We start from the raw sequence: 17,688 nt of genomic DNA on the forward strand, positions 1-17,688 counted from the left end.
AAACATGTATACAATTCAAACAAGTATTATGGCAGAACTAAAAAGAAAGGTCTTAACGCTTTCATCTGGAAAGCAAATCCGGCTGTATGGCAACAGTGTAGCCATCAGCCGATCACTGGAAATAGGGGAAGGGTATGCTCCTAATATTCTTTCCGGCAATAATGAACAGCCCGGCAATACTTCCGCTGGTGTTATTAATCCGTATAAGTTGACGCCGGATGAACTGATGGAACTGGCTGACTTCAATATTCAGCTTTGGATGGATTTAAAAGCAAATATCCGCCGGTTTGGTGTGAGTAGCCCCAGGATATTCACAGGAGAATCTGGCAAGCAACCAACGGAAACAACTGGCAATAAAAAGACTGGCCTAAGCAGTAGACAGCAGGCAACGGAATAATAACCCGCCTACCGGGCGTCAGTGCATAGCTCACCTGTAATAATAGGAGCTGGCCGTTAGGTATCCTGGCCGCGCTGAAAGGCAAGCGGTGTTTTTGTAAGCCAAAAACTGCTTGCCCTTTGCTCCCGTTGGTCTCAAAGGGAATGAAAGCCCACTGTCGTGAACCCGAAAATGAGTGTTATGGAAACAGTAAAACCACCAAAAAATAAAGGAGGAAGGCCGGTTAAGCCGGTCAAAAAAGAAAAGATTATCACTATCCGGCTGGAGAAAACCGAGCACTTTATTGTCACCCAAAAGGCCAAAAAGGCTGGGTTAACTTGGTCGCGGTATGTCCGGGAGATGGTAGTGAGAGGGGAAGTAAAAGCCCGACTGACTGAAGAAGAAAGAAGCCTGGCCCGGCAACTGGTGGGTATGTCCACCAACTTAAACCAGTTAGCCAAAGGGTTTCATGAGGCGGGTCATGTCAAAACCGTCCTGCATTTTGAGCACTACCGTAACCAGATTGATGGCATTTTAAAAATGCTCAGGCCATGATCAGCAAAAATTTCCCAGGCCATTCTTTCTATCATGCTGCCCGGTATATGTGCAATAAACCGGAAGCAGGGGTACTGGCCACCGAAGGAGTAAGGGGACATGATTATAGGCTTATGGCCGAAGATTTCAACCGGCAACACTCCCTGCGTCCTTCCAAAAAGCAGGCATGTTTTCACAGTGTGCTCAGTTTTTATCCCGGTGAAGATCCCGGCGATGCCACCATCACCGAAATTGCCCGGAAGTACCTGGAAGGATTGGGCATCAGCAATACCCAATATGCCATCGTCAAACACGCAGACAAAAAACACCTCCATGTCCATATTCTGGCCAATATGGTGAATAACGACGGAAAGGTAATTTCCGATAGCTGGATAGGCTTTAAAGGTAAAAAGCTGGCCCAGCAACTCACCCAGGAGTATAAACTCATACAGGTAGAACGAAAAAATTTAAGCCTCACGAACCTGGAAGCCCTCACTGAATCACAAGCCAATCGCTATACCATTTACATGACCATGATGGAGATCCTGCCCGGTTGTCTGAGCCTGGAAGAATTGGAAAGCCGGTTATTAGAGCGGGGCATTATCACCCAGTATAAATACAAAGGTCAAACCCAGGAGAAGCAGGGCATCAGTTTTAAGATCGGCAGCGATTGCTTCAAGGGCAGTAAAATAGACCGAAAGTTTTCATTAGCCGGCTTACAAAAGATAATTGCCTATAACCTACGGCATCAGATAAAACCATCTATCAGCGCAAGCAAGCCTGTAAATAGTCAGGGATCCACCAGTAACCAATTACTGGAGAAGTTGGGCGCCACAGCCGATTGGCTGGAATCTATTTTCCGGGAGTCGCAGCAATTGGGTAGCCTGGGAGTCGCTGCAATTGATGCTTTATTAAAGGACGAGCCCGCTCATGAACAAGGTATTAATCCCGCCTTACTTGAAGAAGCGCGCCGTAAAAAGAAAAGAAAGAAACCTAAGCTGTAAAACCCACACAACAATTAAACCTATTATTTATGAGTGAGCTTTTCAATGATATGATGGTAGAGTCCATGCAGGCCCAGGAAAGAAAGGTCGGGGAGTTAACAAAGGATATAGCCGAGTTAAAAGAAATGGCTAAAGTATTTCCGTCATTGGCCCAACTGATAGCAAAACTGGAACTCCGATTGATTAGCCTGGAAAAAAAGCTGGCGGAAGTAAATTTTCCTGTGCGGGGTATGCAAACACTGTCTAATAAGGTGGAAGAAGGGATAATTGTCTGGCAAAAGCCAAAAGAAATAATCCATCATTATCATGTTCATAAACTGATGTATATAACAGCAGGTTTAATCCTGATACTGGTATTGGTTTGTGCTGGCTGGTTGATGACCCATGATCAACTAAGCCTATACAAAGAGCATGACATCAAATATCGGCACCTGCAGTTTGTCAAAAGCCCCGATTTTCAAGGGCAATTAAAAATAGCAGACAGCCTTTACCGGCAAAATGCAGACCAATTCTCCGATAGCGTTATTGTAATGGAAGAAGAACTTGCAAGACAAATCCGGCTGGCTAAAGAAATCAATCGAACCAAAGAAGAACTCGAAGAGTTACAGAAAAAGGCAGGAAACTCTTCCCGACAGCCATAACCATTGGTGTCATAAAGGTAGCTGTTTTGCGGAGGGCTGCGACAAATAGGAAGTCCTTTCGCCTATAGCTGTTTAAAGTAGCCCATCTTCCAACCGGCCATAAACTGCCTGGGCCATGGTGGAAGCTTTTCTTCTCAGGTTGCGCAGCCGTAGTAAAGCGCCTTTTGCTTTACCAGCTTTTAATTTCTCCCGAAATTCTTCTGTATCCACGTGGATGGAGTCATGCAAGAAGATCTGAATACTGATATAATAACCTTCATTCTGCGGAAATTTATTATCGAGTGCCGAGAATACCCGGATCAGTTCATCCGATGTTTTTATGTTAGCAGGATCTGTACAAAAGAGGGCCTTGCTGTTATGGCCTACTACAATTCTATATTTCATTGTTCGGTACATTTAATGATTCCTAATCAATCGGGTTTGCCGGTTAGCTTCAGGTATTGATATATTTACAGGCCAGACTCAATTTATCGGGGTTCCATTTTTGCCATTAGCCGTGCGCTTCTTCTTTTCCTTTTTGGAGGCCATCAGCTGCCGCTCCTTTATTTTCAATTCCCATTGTTCATGTTCATAGTCTTTGTAGCGGCGCTCTTTATCCAGGCATTTCAATAAGGTGACAACTTCTTCAAGGTAGAAGGATTGATAAAGGCGGGTTTCATACCATGTAAAAAAGTTTGCAATGCAAGGCTCTTTAGCTTCTCCTATAACGGCACGCAAACCATAAACAAAGGCGTAAATATAACTTTTGGTTTCAGAATCCCATTTTACAGCATATCGGTAGATTTCGGTGCAGCGTTGCTTTACCATATTGATATGCCAATCCCGTAATTGCAGGAAGTTATCCAAAAGATTTCTTTCAAATTTATCCGGTTTGGGCGGGATAATTATTTTAGTTCCCATGGCTATATTCTTTATACTTGAAAAATGATTTCTATAGTTAATCACTCTGGTTGATAGCTCGCAGGTTTTAGTTGTTTGGCATTAGCCACCAATACTTGAACACGCTCATATAGGATTAAAAACTCCTTTTCGGTAATTACAAAATCATCTTTGTACCGGCCGTGGATATAGGCTTTTTGCAGCAACTTGAACAGTCGACGCTCCTGATCGGTATTCCTGGGAAATACATTCAATTCCGACCCGCAAAAAGCGAGGCTGTACCGCAATAATCGGTCGAGGTTGTGGGTTCCGGCCCGGTAGCCGGTCACCAACCGCACTGCCGCCATACAGGCCAGTTCTGCTGCCTGATGCACCAGAAAAGCGCCGATATTATATTGACGGCGGGTACGAAAGGTTTCCACACCAATGAGGAACTCAACCGACCTTGCTGTCCAGTCTTCAAATTCCTTTTGTAGCTTTTGCTGAATATCTTTCAAACTGTAGTTGCCGGGCAGCTTAAGGGGCGTGTTACGTCCATCATGAATCAAGCAGTCAGAATGGTAAACGGTGTGAGCCAACAAATGACCTTTTAGCAACCATTGATTAAATACCTGCATGGGAATCACAATCGAAGTAACAGGCGTGGAAATTCGGCAGCTACTCTCTACTACATCGTGTAATTCATCGGTACTTCGCTTTTCATCGGCTGCCGAAATGATCAGTAATTGGTATTCCGATGCCGACCAAGAGGCTAATACGACCTGGCTAAAAATCGTATCTGCCTGTCGGCAATGGTTCGTAGCACCCAACAGGTATATCTTTTCAGGTTTCATGATCCGGAGGATGGTAGCTATGACCGGTTCAAGTTGTTCTTTATTAATATGGGTAAGCATAGAGGATAGTTTAATTAAAAGAAACTGGTTACTTCTTTTTCTTTCGGTCGTTTTTTTGTACTGACTGTATCTTATGAATCACATAAGCGGCTTCATATAGTAATTCAATTTGCTTGTAGAGGAAGATCAAGTTACTGCGTTCCCGCCCACGGTCATAGATACCACTGTCAGTACCCAGTGCTGCGACCAACCAGTCCCATAACACTTCCCGCAAGTCTTTTAGATGATAACAGTCAAAGAAGGCATCCAATACTTTAACAGGTTGTTTTTGTTCTTCCTCACTAAGCAGCAAGAGTTGTTCCGGTCTTTTTCTCTGTTGTTTTTCTTTTTTGTGGGTCTTTTTCGAAGGTGAAGCTTTTGAGCTTTTCTTTTTCATAGCGAAAGTATTTGAACATTAGAGTTGGATGATTTTTTGGAGTTGGCGGATTCGGTCATGACGACCCAGCCGCTCAAGATGGATTGCCGTCAATTTTAGCGTAGTAAGAAATAGAAAGGCTTCCGCAACTTTGGGAAAGTTAAATAAGGCTTTCTGCCGACAGGCATCGGCAAAAACTTCAGCTGTTACATCTGTGACTGTGAGGAAAGTTTCATCGTCCAGGCGGGGAAGATGACGCACTGCCCGATACGTGTTATTTATATACATATCATAGTAGTGATCAAAAGCGGCTTTGTCACCACCGGCCATGCGCTTAAATAGGGATTTCTTACTGGGATGATAGAAGGAATTAATAATCAGGTCCATTTCTTCCTTGTCCTTTCGGCTCATGACCAAACAATAAAGGTGGGAAAACAGGTTTGGTGGTAAGGACTATTGAGGATAAACAAAAAGAAAGACGTGGGTTAGTCCTTACCGTTCTGGAAGGGCTACGACACCCTGACGACGAAATAAGGACGCCCACGCCTAGCCTTTAAAGATATAAAGGAAAACGTGAGCGATTCACCTTATCTACTCGTCGTACCGAAAGGTCGTAGATTTCCAGAACGAGAATAAAGCAAATGCGCTTTAATATTTAAGCCCGCAAATTATTGTTTTGCACTATGAGCTATTCCATTTCATAAATGATGGGCGATGGTTTGTCGGTCAAAAATTATAGAATATCCAACACAATTTATGCCTATTCCTACAATTTAACAAACTGATTGTAAGTATTTCCACACTTTTTTACTTTTATTCCTTCAATTATTATAGAAAATCTTAACAATCAATGACTAAACTGGGTGTGTATCTGGCTCAGAAATCAGTGAATAAATCTGAAGTAGCCCGCAAAACTGGTTTATCAAGGGCAAGAATGAATGAACTTACTTTACATGACAGAAGTCATTTGAGAGCTGAGGAGTTGTACTTAATTGCGTTGGCCGTTGACGTAAAACCGTGCGATCTACTTGAAGCGATGTGCGGAGACTTGAAGTTGGAAGAATAGGTATCAAATCGAGTAATAAATATCGGCATAATTTACAGTGCCACCATTACCTGACATTCGCAGTTGTATTCCGCGTATAAGCATATTCTAGTTATAGCAATGTAATTATTCCAAATGTGCACCTGGATCTTAAAAGATAAAGTTAGGAGGCTCTAAGTGTCATTAGGTGTTTCAATTTTGCCAACGCTCGACATATATAGACAGAAAAATGAAAAATGAAGCTCATGCAAGAATTAAAATAAACCAACTACTAACAGAGGCGGGATGGAGGTTCTTTGACAATGAGGAAGGAAAAGCAAACATTCTGCTTGAAAATCATGCGAAGATTACGCAACAAGAAATTGACGCATGGGGAAACGACTATGAAAAAACAAAAAATGGTTCTCTGGACTTTTTGCTGATTGACAGTGACAATAAACCGATTTGTGTTCTTGAAGCAAAAAAGGAGAGCCTTCATCCTTTAGTAGCAAAAGAACAGGCAAGAAAATACGCCAAGACAGTTGGTGCCAGATATGTAATTCTTTCCAACGGTATTGTTCACTACTTCTGGGACACGACAAAGGGAAATCCAAAACCGATTTATAAATTTCCTTCTCCCGAAGAAATTGGAGCGATCAAAAATTGGAGTCCTGACAGAAATTCTCTAGCAAACGAAGAAGTGGATGTTGACTATATTGTTAAAGTTCAGATGCCTGACCTTGCGGAAAGACCTGAATGGAACGGAAGCGTTGAAGCAAGTAAGGATTTTATCTGGTCAAACGGACTTAGATTTTTAAGGCATTACCAATTAAAAGCGATACAGGCTTTACAGAGTGCAGTTACGGAAGGTAAAGAAAGATTCCTATTTGAAATGGCTACTGGAACGGGAAAAACCTTGACCTCTGCGGCTGTTATCAGATTGTTTTTAAGGACACAAAACGCAAGGCGTGTTTTGTTTTTGGTTGACCGATTGGAATTGGAAGACCAGGCTTGGAAAGCATTTACAGAATATTTGAAGCCTGATTACACGACTTTTATTTTCAAGGAACACAAAAGCGACTGGCGAAAATGCGACATTATGGTTACGACTATTCAGTCAGTGATGCACAATGATAAATACCGATATGATTTTTCACCGACTGACTTTGACCTTATAATTTCTGATGAAGCACACCGATCTATTTCAGGAAATGCGAGAGCCGTTTTTGAATATTTCCACGGATACAAACTGGGATTAACCGCTACACCAAAAGACTACTTGAAAGGTGTTGACCCTGACAAAGTAAAAGAAAACGACCCAAGAGAAATTGAACGGAGAATGTTGCGAGACACCTACTCAACCTTCGGTTGTGAGGGTGGCGACCCAACTTTCCGTTATTCTTTAATTGATGGTGTTAAAGATGGCTATTTGATTAATCCCAAGGTTTTAGATGCCAGAACAGAAATCACTACTCAATTACTCTCTGATGAAGGTTATGCAGTTGTTGTTCCAACCGAAGAAGGAGAAGAAACGGAAACATTTGTTTCTCGTGATTTTGAAAAGAAATTTTTCTCCGAAAACACAAACAGCATCTTTTGCCAAACCTTTTTAGAAAATGCTTTGCGTGACCCAATCACAAACGAAATTGGTAAAACAATCATTTTCGCGGTAAGTCAAAACCATGCTCGCAAGCTGACAGAACAATTAAATGAATTTGCGGAGCAACTTTTCCCTGGCAAGTACAATTCCGACTTTGCAGTACAAGTAACTTCTCAGGTAGGTGATGCGCAACAAATGACCATTAATTTTACCAATAACAACCTTAGCGGAAAGACCACCTGGCTGGAAGGTTACAAATCATGTAAAACAAGGATTTGTGTGACCGTTGGCATGATGACAACTGGTTATGATTGTTCTGATTTATTGAATATCTGCATGATGAGACCGATTTTTAGTCCTGCTGATTTTGTGCAGATTAAAGGTAGAGGAACACGCAAAAACACTTTTGAATACAAATTCAAAAACGAACTGAACGAAGAAGAAATCATTCGTCACGACAAGGAAATATTTAAACTGTTCGACTTTTTTGCCAATTGCGAATACTTCGAAGAAAAGTTTGACTATGATGAAAAACTAAAACTACCCCAACCCCAAAAAGGAAACGGTGGAGGCGGAATTGGTGGTGTTGATATTAAAAAAAAATACACTACTTATCAACCCGACCCATTATTGAGTTTGGTTGAGGAGCCAATTGGCCCAGAAGGTATGCGGATTGACAGAGAACTTTTCAAAAAGTTTGAAAACCGTATTATCATGGACGACATCATTAAAAAGAATGTGGAGCTCGGAAATTGGGAACAAGTGGCTAGCCACATTCAACAAGAGATCTTCGACAAGCCATGGGAATACTTCAATCTCGAAAAAATCAGAAAAGCTGCCAAAATCGACCGCAAGGTTTCCATTCGTGAAGTAGTAGAAAAAATTTTTGGTATCATCCCAAAATTTAAATCCAAAGACGAATTGTTGGAGGAAGAGTTCGACAAGTTTATTTCTATCTACCCACCGGAAGAAGATGTAAACCTAAGAGCGTTGAAATACTTTTTTAAGGCGTACATAGTTGACCAAGATATTCGGAAAATCATTGAAACCAAAGATTTCCATGCCTTGCAAACGCATCCAACGCTTACCATTTCACAATTCAAGGCTGTTACTAATAAGTACAGGGAAGTGATCCCTGTTTACATCAAAGATTACATCAATTTAGAGCGGTTCGCTGCTTAACCAAAGGAATATATGTTAGATACACAGACAAAAAGGAGAATAGACGATTGCAGAGATATTTTGGTAGGAAAACTTCCGGACCCCAAAGCACAGATTGAGCAAATCACCATTGGCTTGATTTACAAGTTCATGGATGACATGGACAAAGAAGCGGTTGAATTGGGCGGTCAAGCAAAGTTCTTTTCTGATTACAAAGTGCCAGACCCTGAGTTTCCAAATAACAGCTCAAAGGACAAAGTCGTTGAATTCAGCAAATACGCATGGGATAAGTTGATGCACCCCAAAGTGACAGCTATCGAAATGCTCACACTTTATTCGGAAGCTATTGAGGGCATGGAGAAAAACCCAAACATTCCTCAATTGTTTCGGGACATTTTCAATAATGCCTATTTACCCTATCGAGACCCTGAAACTTTAAAACTGTTTCTAAAAACCATTGGCGAATTTGAATACACCCACAGCGAGAAATTGGGGGATGCATTTGAGTATTTGCTTTCTGTAATGGGTTCTCAAGGTGATGCAGGGCAATTCAGAACACCAAGACACATCATTGATTTTTTAGTCGCTATTATTGACCCTGATAAAACTGACACGATTCTTGACCCGGCTTGTGGAACAGCAGGATTTTTGATTTCCGCCTACAAACATATTCTGCTCAAATACTCAAAAGACAATAGGCAGGGATTGAATATTTACGAGTACAACAAACTCCAAAATAAGCCCTTCAATAATCTGGGTGATCAATTAACGCCCGACGATAGAAAAAAACTGATCCAAAATTTTGTGGGCTATGATATTTCGCCTGATATGGTGCGATTAAGTTTGGTGAATTTGTATTTGCACGGGTTCAACACACCCAAAATTCACGAATACGACACGCTCAGCAGCGAAGAACGTTGGCGGGAAAGTTTCGATGTGGTGTTGGCAAACCCGCCTTTTATGAGTCCTAAAGGTGGGATAAGGCCACACAAGAAGTTCACCATCAGTAGCAACAGAAGTGAAGTGCTGTTCGTAGATTACATAGCTGAACACTTAAACCCCAGGGGTAAGGCGGGTATCATTGTTCCCGAAGGCATCATTTTCCAGAGTGGAACCGCTTACAAAGACCTTCGTAAAATGCTGGTGGAAAACCATTTGTATGCGGTAGTGAGTCTGCCCGCAGGTGTTTTTAATCCTTATAGTGGGGTAAAAACTTCCATTTTACTGATGGATAAAGAAGTGGCTAAAAAGCGGGAGGAAATCTTGTTTATCAAAATTGACAATGATGGTTATAATTTGGGGGCACAACGAACAGCCGTGAAAGGGGGGCAGTTAGAAGAAGCGATAAAAGTTACCCAAAAATTTTTCGAAACGGGAGAATTTGAAGAAACGTCCATTGCTCACCTTGTTCCGAAAGCGGAAATAGCGAAGAATAGGGATTTTAATTTGAGTGGGGAAAGGTATAAAACAATCCAAGATTTATCAGGAACTGCCTTTGATATTGTTAAAATCGGTGATGTTTTTAAAACATCATCAGGTGGAACACCTTTAAAAGACAAAGAAGAGTATTACAAAAATGGAAATATTCCTTGGCTAAGAAGTGGTGAGGTTGCTCAAGGGTTTATAACTTCTTCAGAGCTATATATTACTGAAGAAGGATTGAAAAACTCATCTGCTAAAATATTCCCTATTAATACTGTCTTAGTCGCCATGTATGGAGCTACCGCAGGTCAAGTTGGTATTTTAAAATTTGAGGCTAGCACTAACCAAGCAGTATGCGGAATACTCCCCAATGACAAAGCTATACCAGAATATCTTTACTTGATATTGAAGTCTCAGAAAGACTATTTGATTTCCCTAAGCGGTGGTGGAGCTCAACCAAATATTTCGCAAACTATTATTCGTGACCTTCAAATTCCCCTTCCTCCCTTATCCATTCAGGAAGAAATAGTTGCTGAAATTGAAGACTACCAAAAAATCATTGATGGCGCCAAAGCCGTAGTAGCTAACTACAAACCCAAAATTGATATTGACCCCAATTGGGGATTAAAAAAGATGGGAGACATTTCTGAATTCAAAAATGGATTAAACTTCACAAAATCATCATCAGGTGAATTAATTAAAGTATTTGGGGTAGGTAACTTTAAAAATCATCTCATTGCACCACTCGAAGACTTAGAAGTAGTTCAGATTAATGAAAATCTAAATGATAATTATTTACTTCAAAAGGGTGATATCTTATTTGTCAGGTCAAATGGAAACAAAGATTTAGTTGGCAGAAGTGTTGTAATTCCAGAGGTAAATGAAAGAATATCATTTTCAGGGTTTACGATAAGGTGTAGGCTCCAATTTGATATCGAGCCATTATTTATCGGCTATCTATTAAAGTCTGATTTCCATAGTAAACTTATGAAAACAGTAGGACAAGGAGCCAATATTAGAAACCTATCACAAGGAATACTTAATGATATCGAAGTTCCTATTCCGCCTAGAGAAATTCAAATAGAAATAGCGAATAGGCTTAATAAGGAGCAAGATTTAGTAAATGCCAATAAACAACTTATCGAAATATTTGAGCAGAAGATAAAGGATAAGATTGCGAAAGTTTGGGGAGAAACATTATGATAGAATTACAAAACATAATAGAACAACATCCACGAGTTGCCTTTTTGATTGGCAACGGTCCAAACTTGGCTGCCAATATTATGCCTTCTTGGAAAGACCTTTTAACTTCTGCTGCTGACCGACCAATTGCTTTTCAAGTAGATGGTTTAACTAATACTGAGGTTTATGATTTGGTGGAACTGCATTCAGAAAACGGTCATGACGTTAAAGAACGGGTAAAAATCAAACTGGAACTATTGCCAACTTTCAATCTTGATATTCATCGCAGACTAATGGAGCTTGCGAGAATGCACAATTCCCCTGTTCTAACTACAAATTTTGATGAATCATTTGAGAAATCAATTAATGCACAATTGTTTCACATAGATTCAAAAGGTTTTACACGATTTTACCCCTGGAAAACTTACTACGGACATCAACAATTGACTTTGCCAACCGATGGTTTCGGGATATGGAAAATACACGGTGACGTTCGCTATAAAGACAGCATTCGTTTAGGCCTCACTGATTATATGGGTAGTGCTGAAAGGGCAAGAAAACTTATCCATAATGGTGACGACCGTCTTTTTAACGGTAAGAGACAAGAATATTGGCAAGGTCATCAAACTTGGTTGCATGTCTGGTTTAATTTACCTATTGTCATTTTTGGCTTAGGCTATGGCATAGACGAAGTATTTCTAAGATGGTTATTAATTGAGAGAAGAAAGTATTTGAATATTTACAACGGGCCAATGGAAGTTTACTACATCTCAAAGGGAACTCCTGCCCCTGCCATAAATAATCTCATGAAAAACTTGGGAGTAGAAACAAGATTAATCAATGACTATTCAGAGTTATACGGCTAATGGAATCATTTGAACAATATCATCACTACAGCCAAAATCTTTTGCTTGCTCAACATGAAGTGTCCGAGATTATTAAACACACCCTAACCAGAGGAGAAGTAAGAGAAGATTTTATCATTCAGTATCTCACAAAGTCAATTCAAAACTGTCAAGCATTTTTGAAAAGAGGGTTCATTAACCTTGATAAAGTTGACCAAAGCGGACAAGCGGACATACTATTGGTAAAAGAGTTTGCAGAAATTATTGATTTAGGTAATAGAGGCAATGTAATTGTAAACCCAGAAGACTGTTTAATGATTGTTGAAGTTAAAAGCACTTTGACAGGGACATACCTAAACGAGCTGAACGTTGAAGCTCAAAGAATAAAAACAGCGAATCCCAACATTATTTGCGGAATGTTTGCCTACAAATCCGAAATAGAAAAGAAAACAATAATGAAGCGTTGCGGGTATGATTTTGATTTGGACACCAAAACCTATTTTGATTCAGTAAAAGAACCATCGCCAATTTTCTATCCATACATTGACTTTATTCTGCTGCTTGACAAAGTTGAAGAGGAGGAAATAGAAGAAGGCTTAGAAATGCAAGGACGAAACCAACTATTCATGAGAAAAGGACTTGAATTGGATGCAAGGTATTTCAAAGGGACACACGACCCTGTAATCAGAAACCTTGTTGGACTAGTAAGGAGTTTATTAATAAGATAAAAAACATAATCCTTCACAGACACATAAATTGCCAATCCGAACAAGCCAATACTTAAATTAATGCTTGGTACCATTTACAATTGGAAGGCTAAATATGGCGTTATGGCGGCCAGTGAGGTTAAACGCATTGTTGCCAACCTTACACTTGAGATTGATTCAGTCAAACATGTACTTGAAAAAACTACGGCGACCTGCCGACAAACGGTAAGCTGTGAGTATTGAAAAGTATTTCTAAAAGATTTAGCCTGACAGAATTTGCAATTATAGAATAACGTTGGACAAGGTATTCTCTTTCTTTAAATAAGTGTCAAAGCTCTTCGTCAACCCGCTAGCAAATTGCTGCCAAAAACAAAAAAGGCCGCTGACGCGACCTTCTAAGTTGTTGATTTTTAAGCTCATCCTTCAGGGTTTGAACCTGAGACCCTCTGATTAATAGTTCCATTAATAAGCGTGATGTAGGAGGGTGGTATATTGGAGAGGAAAAAGGTGAAATGATTTTCAAAATTTTTTTTCCAGAAAATAACCCCTAATCACCATATTTACTTCCTTCAGACAAGTTTGATATTGGTAATCAATCGTTCCCACATTCTGTATCGGGAAGTAAAGCTTGTTAATAAAAGAAAATATTAACCAGTTCCATTTAATGAATCAGGCCGCATGAGCGGCCTGACTTTTATCTTTTACCTTCCATTCGCCCTCAACACCACAATATCTTTTCTCAAATCATCATCGTAGGTTTTCTTGATGATATAGTGCCATTGCTTCTCCGATACATCCACGAAAAAGATCTCTCCCTTCTTATGGGCGGCTACTGCATCCTGGAACTCTTTGGGAAACATCAGTTCTCCAAAAAACCAGTCTGTATCCCCACGGGTGGTATTACCATCCATCGTATACTCATCAGAGAGTTTCTCAAACGGGGCCCCCGAATTGGCCTTTTGTACAATAAGCTTTTTCAGGCTGTCAACCTGGGAACTGGATAATGATCCTCCGTCCAGGAAAATATACTGGGCCCGGTATTTAACGGATTCTTCAGACTCTATTACCTTATAAGTAACATAACCTACAGAAAAAACATCCCCCTTTTTTTGTCGCAATAACCGCTTGTCTATAAGGGCTGAATCTTTCCCGGCAGAGAGGCGAAGTATGGCCGGCTTCAATTCCGGATGGGCATCAACATACTTCTGTGCCTGATCAAGCGTATTAATCTTTTTGAACTCGTCAATAACGGATGGCTGTGCAAAAACCGGTGCTGAAAAGAGCATCAATAAACCCCAAAGGCTATTTTTCATATTTATTATTTTTAATCTGTTCTCTTGAATAACTTTATCCTTAGCTGGTTAATTCAATGATAACCATGCTTTTTGAAGATACTATTTTTTCATAATATTGTCATTGGTCAGGCTACCGGATATTGTGAAATAAAATGTTAAATAATTGCATAACTATCAAATAGTTAATTAAGACCTATAAGACACGGATTTTATCGGTTGCGTTGTATGGAGGAGTACTAAAATATAGGCTCTCCTGGCAATTTACGGCTTTTGCCCTAGCAACGTTGGCCCATCCCGGCAAAATATCCCTGATCGGTCGAACCGCCACGGGTACGCCCGTAACAGCTAAACACACCTCATCGTTACTTTGTTAATAATATTTCCTGCAGCGGCTTTTTATATTTCTTAGGGATGTACTATCAGGTGCTATAACTGTTATCAGCAATTTAGGTTGAAGCATATAGGGTGAACTACAACGTAATAGATATACTAATTTAACATTCAGGAAACACTGGGCTGTTACTTTTGGCCGCAAATACGGGAAAATGCCAAAACAACTACTATTTGTAAGTACGTTCGTGCTATGTCTTATCCTTTGTACCACCAATGCCTGGTCGCAAACAACACAGGCTTCTTTTATCGGGAAAATAACCGACACAGAGAACAAGCCATTAGCCAATGCAAGTGTGCTCATCAAAAATGAATCTACAGGTTTTACTTCTACCACAGTAACCAATGCAAAAGGTGATTATGTGTTTAAAGAGCTTCCGCTGGGAGGACCTTATTATGTGCAGGTTACTTTTGTTGGATACGGCGAACAAAAAAAGCCAGGTTACATGCTCAGCCAGGGTGATGTGGTTACGGTCAACTTTGAGCTGGTCAATAGTGCCACAGAGATCGGTGCGGTAACCGTAACGGCTTCTTCCAATCGGACTAAAGGGAAAATTGAGAACATTGGCGCTGCCACTGCCATCTCTTCCCGGTTAATGACCAAAATGCCTGTGAATGGGCGCAACTTCACTACCTTAATGGACCTTTCTCCCTTAAGCAGGGGCGGTAATATATCCGGTCAGTTGGGCTCTTCCACCAACTATACCATTGATGGTATGAATGCTAAAAACCCTACCTCTGCAGGCGCTACTACCAGCCGCAGTGGAGCTCCTTATAGTATATCCATTGAAGCTGTACGGGAGTTTAAAGTGGTGACCAACCAATATGATGTAACCTATGGCCGCAGTGGCGGCGGTACCGTGAGTGCAGTTACCAAATCGGGCACCAATACGCTCAGCGGTTCTGTATTTGGTTTCGGCCGGGCCAACTGGCTCTCCAGCCCTTATGATATCAGGGGTAATAAAAGGAACAATGATTATTCTACTTACCAATACGGCTTTTCATTGGGGGGGCCGATCATTAAAGACAAGCTGCATTTCTTTGTAGCCTGGGACCACCAGCAAGATCTGCGTTCGCTGGTTATTGCCGATGTACGGTCGGCCGCAGATGAAACCCGGTTCAATGTGACCAGGACAACACTTGATTCTGTAGTCATGATCGCGCGTGATCAATATGGTGTTTCCAAAACACAACCGCAGTATGGATCATTTGATAAAAAACGTAATTCAGATGCTGCTTTTCTGCGCCTGGACTGGCAGATCAACAGGAAAAACCTGCTTACCATCCGCAACAACCTCACCAATGATGTGAACAAGCTGGGTCTTGTAGATAATACCGCCATCAATTTATATGAATCTACCGGTAATGACTTCAACTTCGATAATAGCTTCCTGGTTACCCTCCGCTCTGCCATTAATTCAAAATTGACCAATGAACTGAAGGTACAGCACCTGTATACTTACCAGAGCAGTGAACCCGGCGATGCATTGCCGAAGCAAAATATTCCAAGAGCTATTGTTGAGCGTTCAGTTTCTTCTATTGGAGGAGCTAACCGTACTACCAATATTCAGATAGGCGGTCATCGTTTTGCCCAGGAATGGTTTAAGAACAATGTATTCCAGCTCGTTAATAATCTCTATTACAACACCAATACCATCAGGTATACCTTTGGCGTTGACTTCATGTACACCCGCGCCCGGTCACTGTATGGCAGTGAAGTAAATGGCCGTTACCATTACGACAGTATCAGGAACTTCCTGAACAATACGCCTTATCGTTTTTTCAGGGAAGTACCGCTGATGGCAGATCCTAGCGTAACTTCCAGTATTTACAACCTCGGCGCTTATGGGCAATTGCAAACCAAACTGGCCAAAGGAGTAGACGTTACCGTAGGGCTTCGCCTCGATTATTCACATTACCCTACTTCGCCGTTTAATCAACTGGTGTATGATGAACTGGGACTGCGTACGGATAATAAACTGCAGTCATTCATTGTACAGCCGCGTTTTCAACTTACCTGGGATGTAAATGAAAAACATACGGATTATATCCGCGCCGGCGCCGGTGTATTTGCTTCCGATATTAATAATTACATGATTATTAATAACCTCACCTTTGATGGTAAGCATTATGGCACTGTTGATGTAAGAGCTCCGAATATCCCAACGCCCGACTTCGTGGCTTTCCGCAATAACCCTGCTTTGACACCTACGCTGGCCGCATTCCAGGTGCCTACCATCAATACCAACGGACCTGATGTTAAAATACCCGTTGTGTACAAAGCCAATATCTCCTATACGCGCTTTATCACGGAACGGTTAAAAGTGGGTGTTACCGGCTACATGACCCTCGGAAGGAACAATTACCTCTACGTAGATAGAAACATGTCCAAAGAGCCCCTCTTCAGGCTTACCAGTGAAGACAACCGGGGTGTATACGTACCGCTTGAATCAATGCCCGACAATGGTCAGGGTGATTGGTTACAGGGCCGTATCAGTAAAAAACTTGGCAGGGTATTGGAACTGAACAGTACAGGAAAGGTGAACCAGTTTGCGGTGGTAATGGATGCAAACTGGCAATACTATAAAGATGGAGAAGTATCAGTAAGCTATACCTGGAATGATGCCAAAGACAATATCTCCTATAATGGTAACGTAGCCAACACCTCCACTTTATCCTTACCGGTGAAGGACGATCCGAGAGACGTAAGCAACATTACTTATTCCGATAACCAGTTTCGCCATAAAGTAGTATTCTATGCTACCTCGCCTACTTTATGGGGTTTCAGTATGGGTGTGCGTTATTCTGGTATTGGTGGCACCCGGTATAGCCTTCTGTCTGGCGTAAACAGCAATGCCGATTTTGTGACTACCAATGACCTGGCCTATATTTTTGATATGAAAGGGAGCGCTACGCCAGAGGCTATTAAAAAGGGTTTACAGGCTATACTGGATAACCCCAGTGCGAGCCCGAGCCTGAAAGATTATATTACCAAATACTCAGGAAAGATCGCAGAAAGAAATGGAGGCATTAACGGTTTCTATGGCGTCTTCGACCTGCGCCTCAGCAAAAAATTCTCTTTCTCTCAAAATAAGCAACAGGGTCTGGAGGTTTCAATGGACCTGTTCAACGTGGCCAACCTGCTCAATAAAACATGGGGGGCTTATAAGAACCTTAGCACGCAGGCATTGTATAACAGCAAAAGTTTTGATAGAACAAACCAGCGCTACAACTATGGTGTCAATACTGCCGGTGTTGTAACGCCTTCAGGTGATCCTTACCAGTTCCAGTTAGGGGTCAGGTATAGTTTCTAAAAAATCATCTATATGTATAAAGGGTGTATCATATACTGATACACCCTTTTTTATTCAGGGAGCCTG

At 41.2% G+C, this 17,688-nt stretch carries 16 protein-coding genes; 10 read left to right on the top strand and 6 right to left on the bottom strand.

What is annotated here, in order from left to right; translation table 11 throughout:
- Positions 1 to 28 precede the first annotated feature (28 nt).
- From HB364_RS08690 to HB364_RS08705, 4 genes are all read left to right on the top strand, one after another.
- Positions 29 to 397, top strand: coding sequence for a hypothetical protein (locus HB364_RS08690; protein ID WP_167287492.1), 369 nt, complete (start codon positions 29 to 31; stop codon positions 395 to 397).
- A 180-nt stretch (positions 398 to 577) separates the two neighbouring features.
- A complete protein-coding gene (locus HB364_RS08695; RefSeq protein WP_167287493.1) occupies positions 578 to 931 on the top strand; it encodes a plasmid mobilization protein in 354 nt (117 codons plus the stop codon).
- The gene (locus tag HB364_RS08700; RefSeq protein WP_167287494.1) at positions 928 to 1,914 is read left to right on the top strand and encodes a relaxase/mobilization nuclease domain-containing protein; all 987 of its coding nucleotides are present in this window, start codon (positions 928 to 930) and stop codon (positions 1,912 to 1,914) included. Before HB364_RS08695 ends, HB364_RS08700 begins: the two co-directional genes overlap by 4 nt.
- A gap of 29 nt (positions 1,915 to 1,943) precedes the next feature.
- On the top strand, positions 1,944 to 2,555 hold the full coding sequence (locus HB364_RS08705) for a hypothetical protein (RefSeq protein WP_167287495.1): 612 nt from the start codon (positions 1,944 to 1,946) through the stop codon (positions 2,553 to 2,555).
- Positions 2,556 to 2,627: 72 nt separating this feature from the next.
- On the opposite strand, the gene HB364_RS08710 is transcribed toward HB364_RS08705, so the two are convergent.
- From HB364_RS08710 to HB364_RS08730, 5 genes are all read right to left on the bottom strand, one after another.
- A complete protein-coding gene (locus tag HB364_RS08710; RefSeq protein WP_167287496.1) occupies positions 2,628 to 2,939 on the bottom strand; it encodes a hypothetical protein in 312 nt (103 codons plus the stop codon).
- Positions 2,940 to 3,017: 78 nt separating this feature from the next.
- Complete coding sequence (locus HB364_RS08715) at positions 3,018 to 3,455, bottom strand: hypothetical protein (RefSeq protein ID WP_167287497.1); 438 nt, start codon at positions 3,453 to 3,455, stop codon at positions 3,018 to 3,020.
- 41 nt (positions 3,456 to 3,496) lie between these two features.
- Positions 3,497 to 4,267: a HEPN domain-containing protein gene (locus HB364_RS08720; protein ID WP_167287498.1), complete on the bottom strand. Its 771-nt coding sequence runs from the start codon at positions 4,265 to 4,267 to the stop codon at positions 3,497 to 3,499.
- A gap of 88 nt (positions 4,268 to 4,355) precedes the next feature.
- The gene (locus HB364_RS08725) at positions 4,356 to 4,703 is read right to left on the bottom strand and encodes a hypothetical protein (RefSeq protein WP_167287499.1); all 348 of its coding nucleotides are present in this window, start codon (positions 4,701 to 4,703) and stop codon (positions 4,356 to 4,358) included.
- Positions 4,704 to 4,721: 18 nt separating this feature from the next.
- Positions 4,722 to 5,093, bottom strand: a complete 372-nt coding sequence (locus HB364_RS08730) for a hypothetical protein (RefSeq protein ID WP_167287500.1) — start codon at positions 5,091 to 5,093, stop codon at positions 4,722 to 4,724.
- A gap of 439 nt (positions 5,094 to 5,532) precedes the next feature.
- Between HB364_RS08730 and HB364_RS08735 the strand changes: the two genes are divergently transcribed.
- The 5 genes from HB364_RS08735 to HB364_RS08755 all read left to right on the top strand — a co-directional run bounded on the left by HB364_RS08735 (position 5,533) and on the right by HB364_RS08755 (position 12,644).
- Positions 5,533 to 5,748: a helix-turn-helix domain-containing protein gene (locus tag HB364_RS08735; RefSeq protein ID WP_167287501.1), complete on the top strand. Its 216-nt coding sequence runs from the start codon at positions 5,533 to 5,535 to the stop codon at positions 5,746 to 5,748.
- A gap of 208 nt (positions 5,749 to 5,956) precedes the next feature.
- Entirely contained in the window at positions 5,957 to 8,488 is a 2,532-nt protein-coding gene (locus HB364_RS08740) for a DEAD/DEAH box helicase family protein (RefSeq protein WP_167287502.1), read from the top strand.
- 12 nt (positions 8,489 to 8,500) lie between these two features.
- Positions 8,501 to 11,092 (top strand): N-6 DNA methylase, encoded by a 2,592-nt coding sequence (locus HB364_RS08745; protein ID WP_167287503.1) that lies wholly within the window; start codon positions 8,501 to 8,503, stop codon positions 11,090 to 11,092.
- Complete coding sequence (locus tag HB364_RS08750; RefSeq protein WP_167287504.1) at positions 11,089 to 11,937, top strand: SIR2 family protein; 849 nt, start codon at positions 11,089 to 11,091, stop codon at positions 11,935 to 11,937. Before HB364_RS08745 ends, HB364_RS08750 begins: the two co-directional genes overlap by 4 nt.
- Positions 11,937 to 12,644, top strand: a complete 708-nt coding sequence (locus HB364_RS08755; RefSeq protein ID WP_167287505.1) for a DUF6602 domain-containing protein — start codon at positions 11,937 to 11,939, stop codon at positions 12,642 to 12,644. Before HB364_RS08750 ends, HB364_RS08755 begins: the two co-directional genes overlap by 1 nt.
- 680 nt (positions 12,645 to 13,324) lie before the next feature.
- Here HB364_RS08755 and HB364_RS08760 read toward each other — a convergent pair.
- Positions 13,325 to 13,936 carry a peptidylprolyl isomerase gene (locus HB364_RS08760; protein WP_167287506.1) on the bottom strand — a complete coding sequence of 204 codons (612 nt, stop codon included), beginning with the start codon at positions 13,934 to 13,936 and terminating at the stop codon, positions 13,325 to 13,327.
- A gap of 527 nt (positions 13,937 to 14,463) precedes the next feature.
- Here HB364_RS08760 and HB364_RS08765 point away from each other — a divergent pair.
- Positions 14,464 to 17,622: a TonB-dependent receptor gene (locus HB364_RS08765; RefSeq protein WP_167287507.1), complete on the top strand. Its 3,159-nt coding sequence runs from the start codon at positions 14,464 to 14,466 to the stop codon at positions 17,620 to 17,622.
- Positions 17,623 to 17,688: the final 66 nt, after the last annotated feature.

The organism is Paraflavitalea devenefica (assembly GCF_011759375.1).
Taxonomy (GTDB): domain Bacteria; phylum Bacteroidota; class Bacteroidia; order Chitinophagales; family Chitinophagaceae; genus Paraflavitalea; species Paraflavitalea devenefica.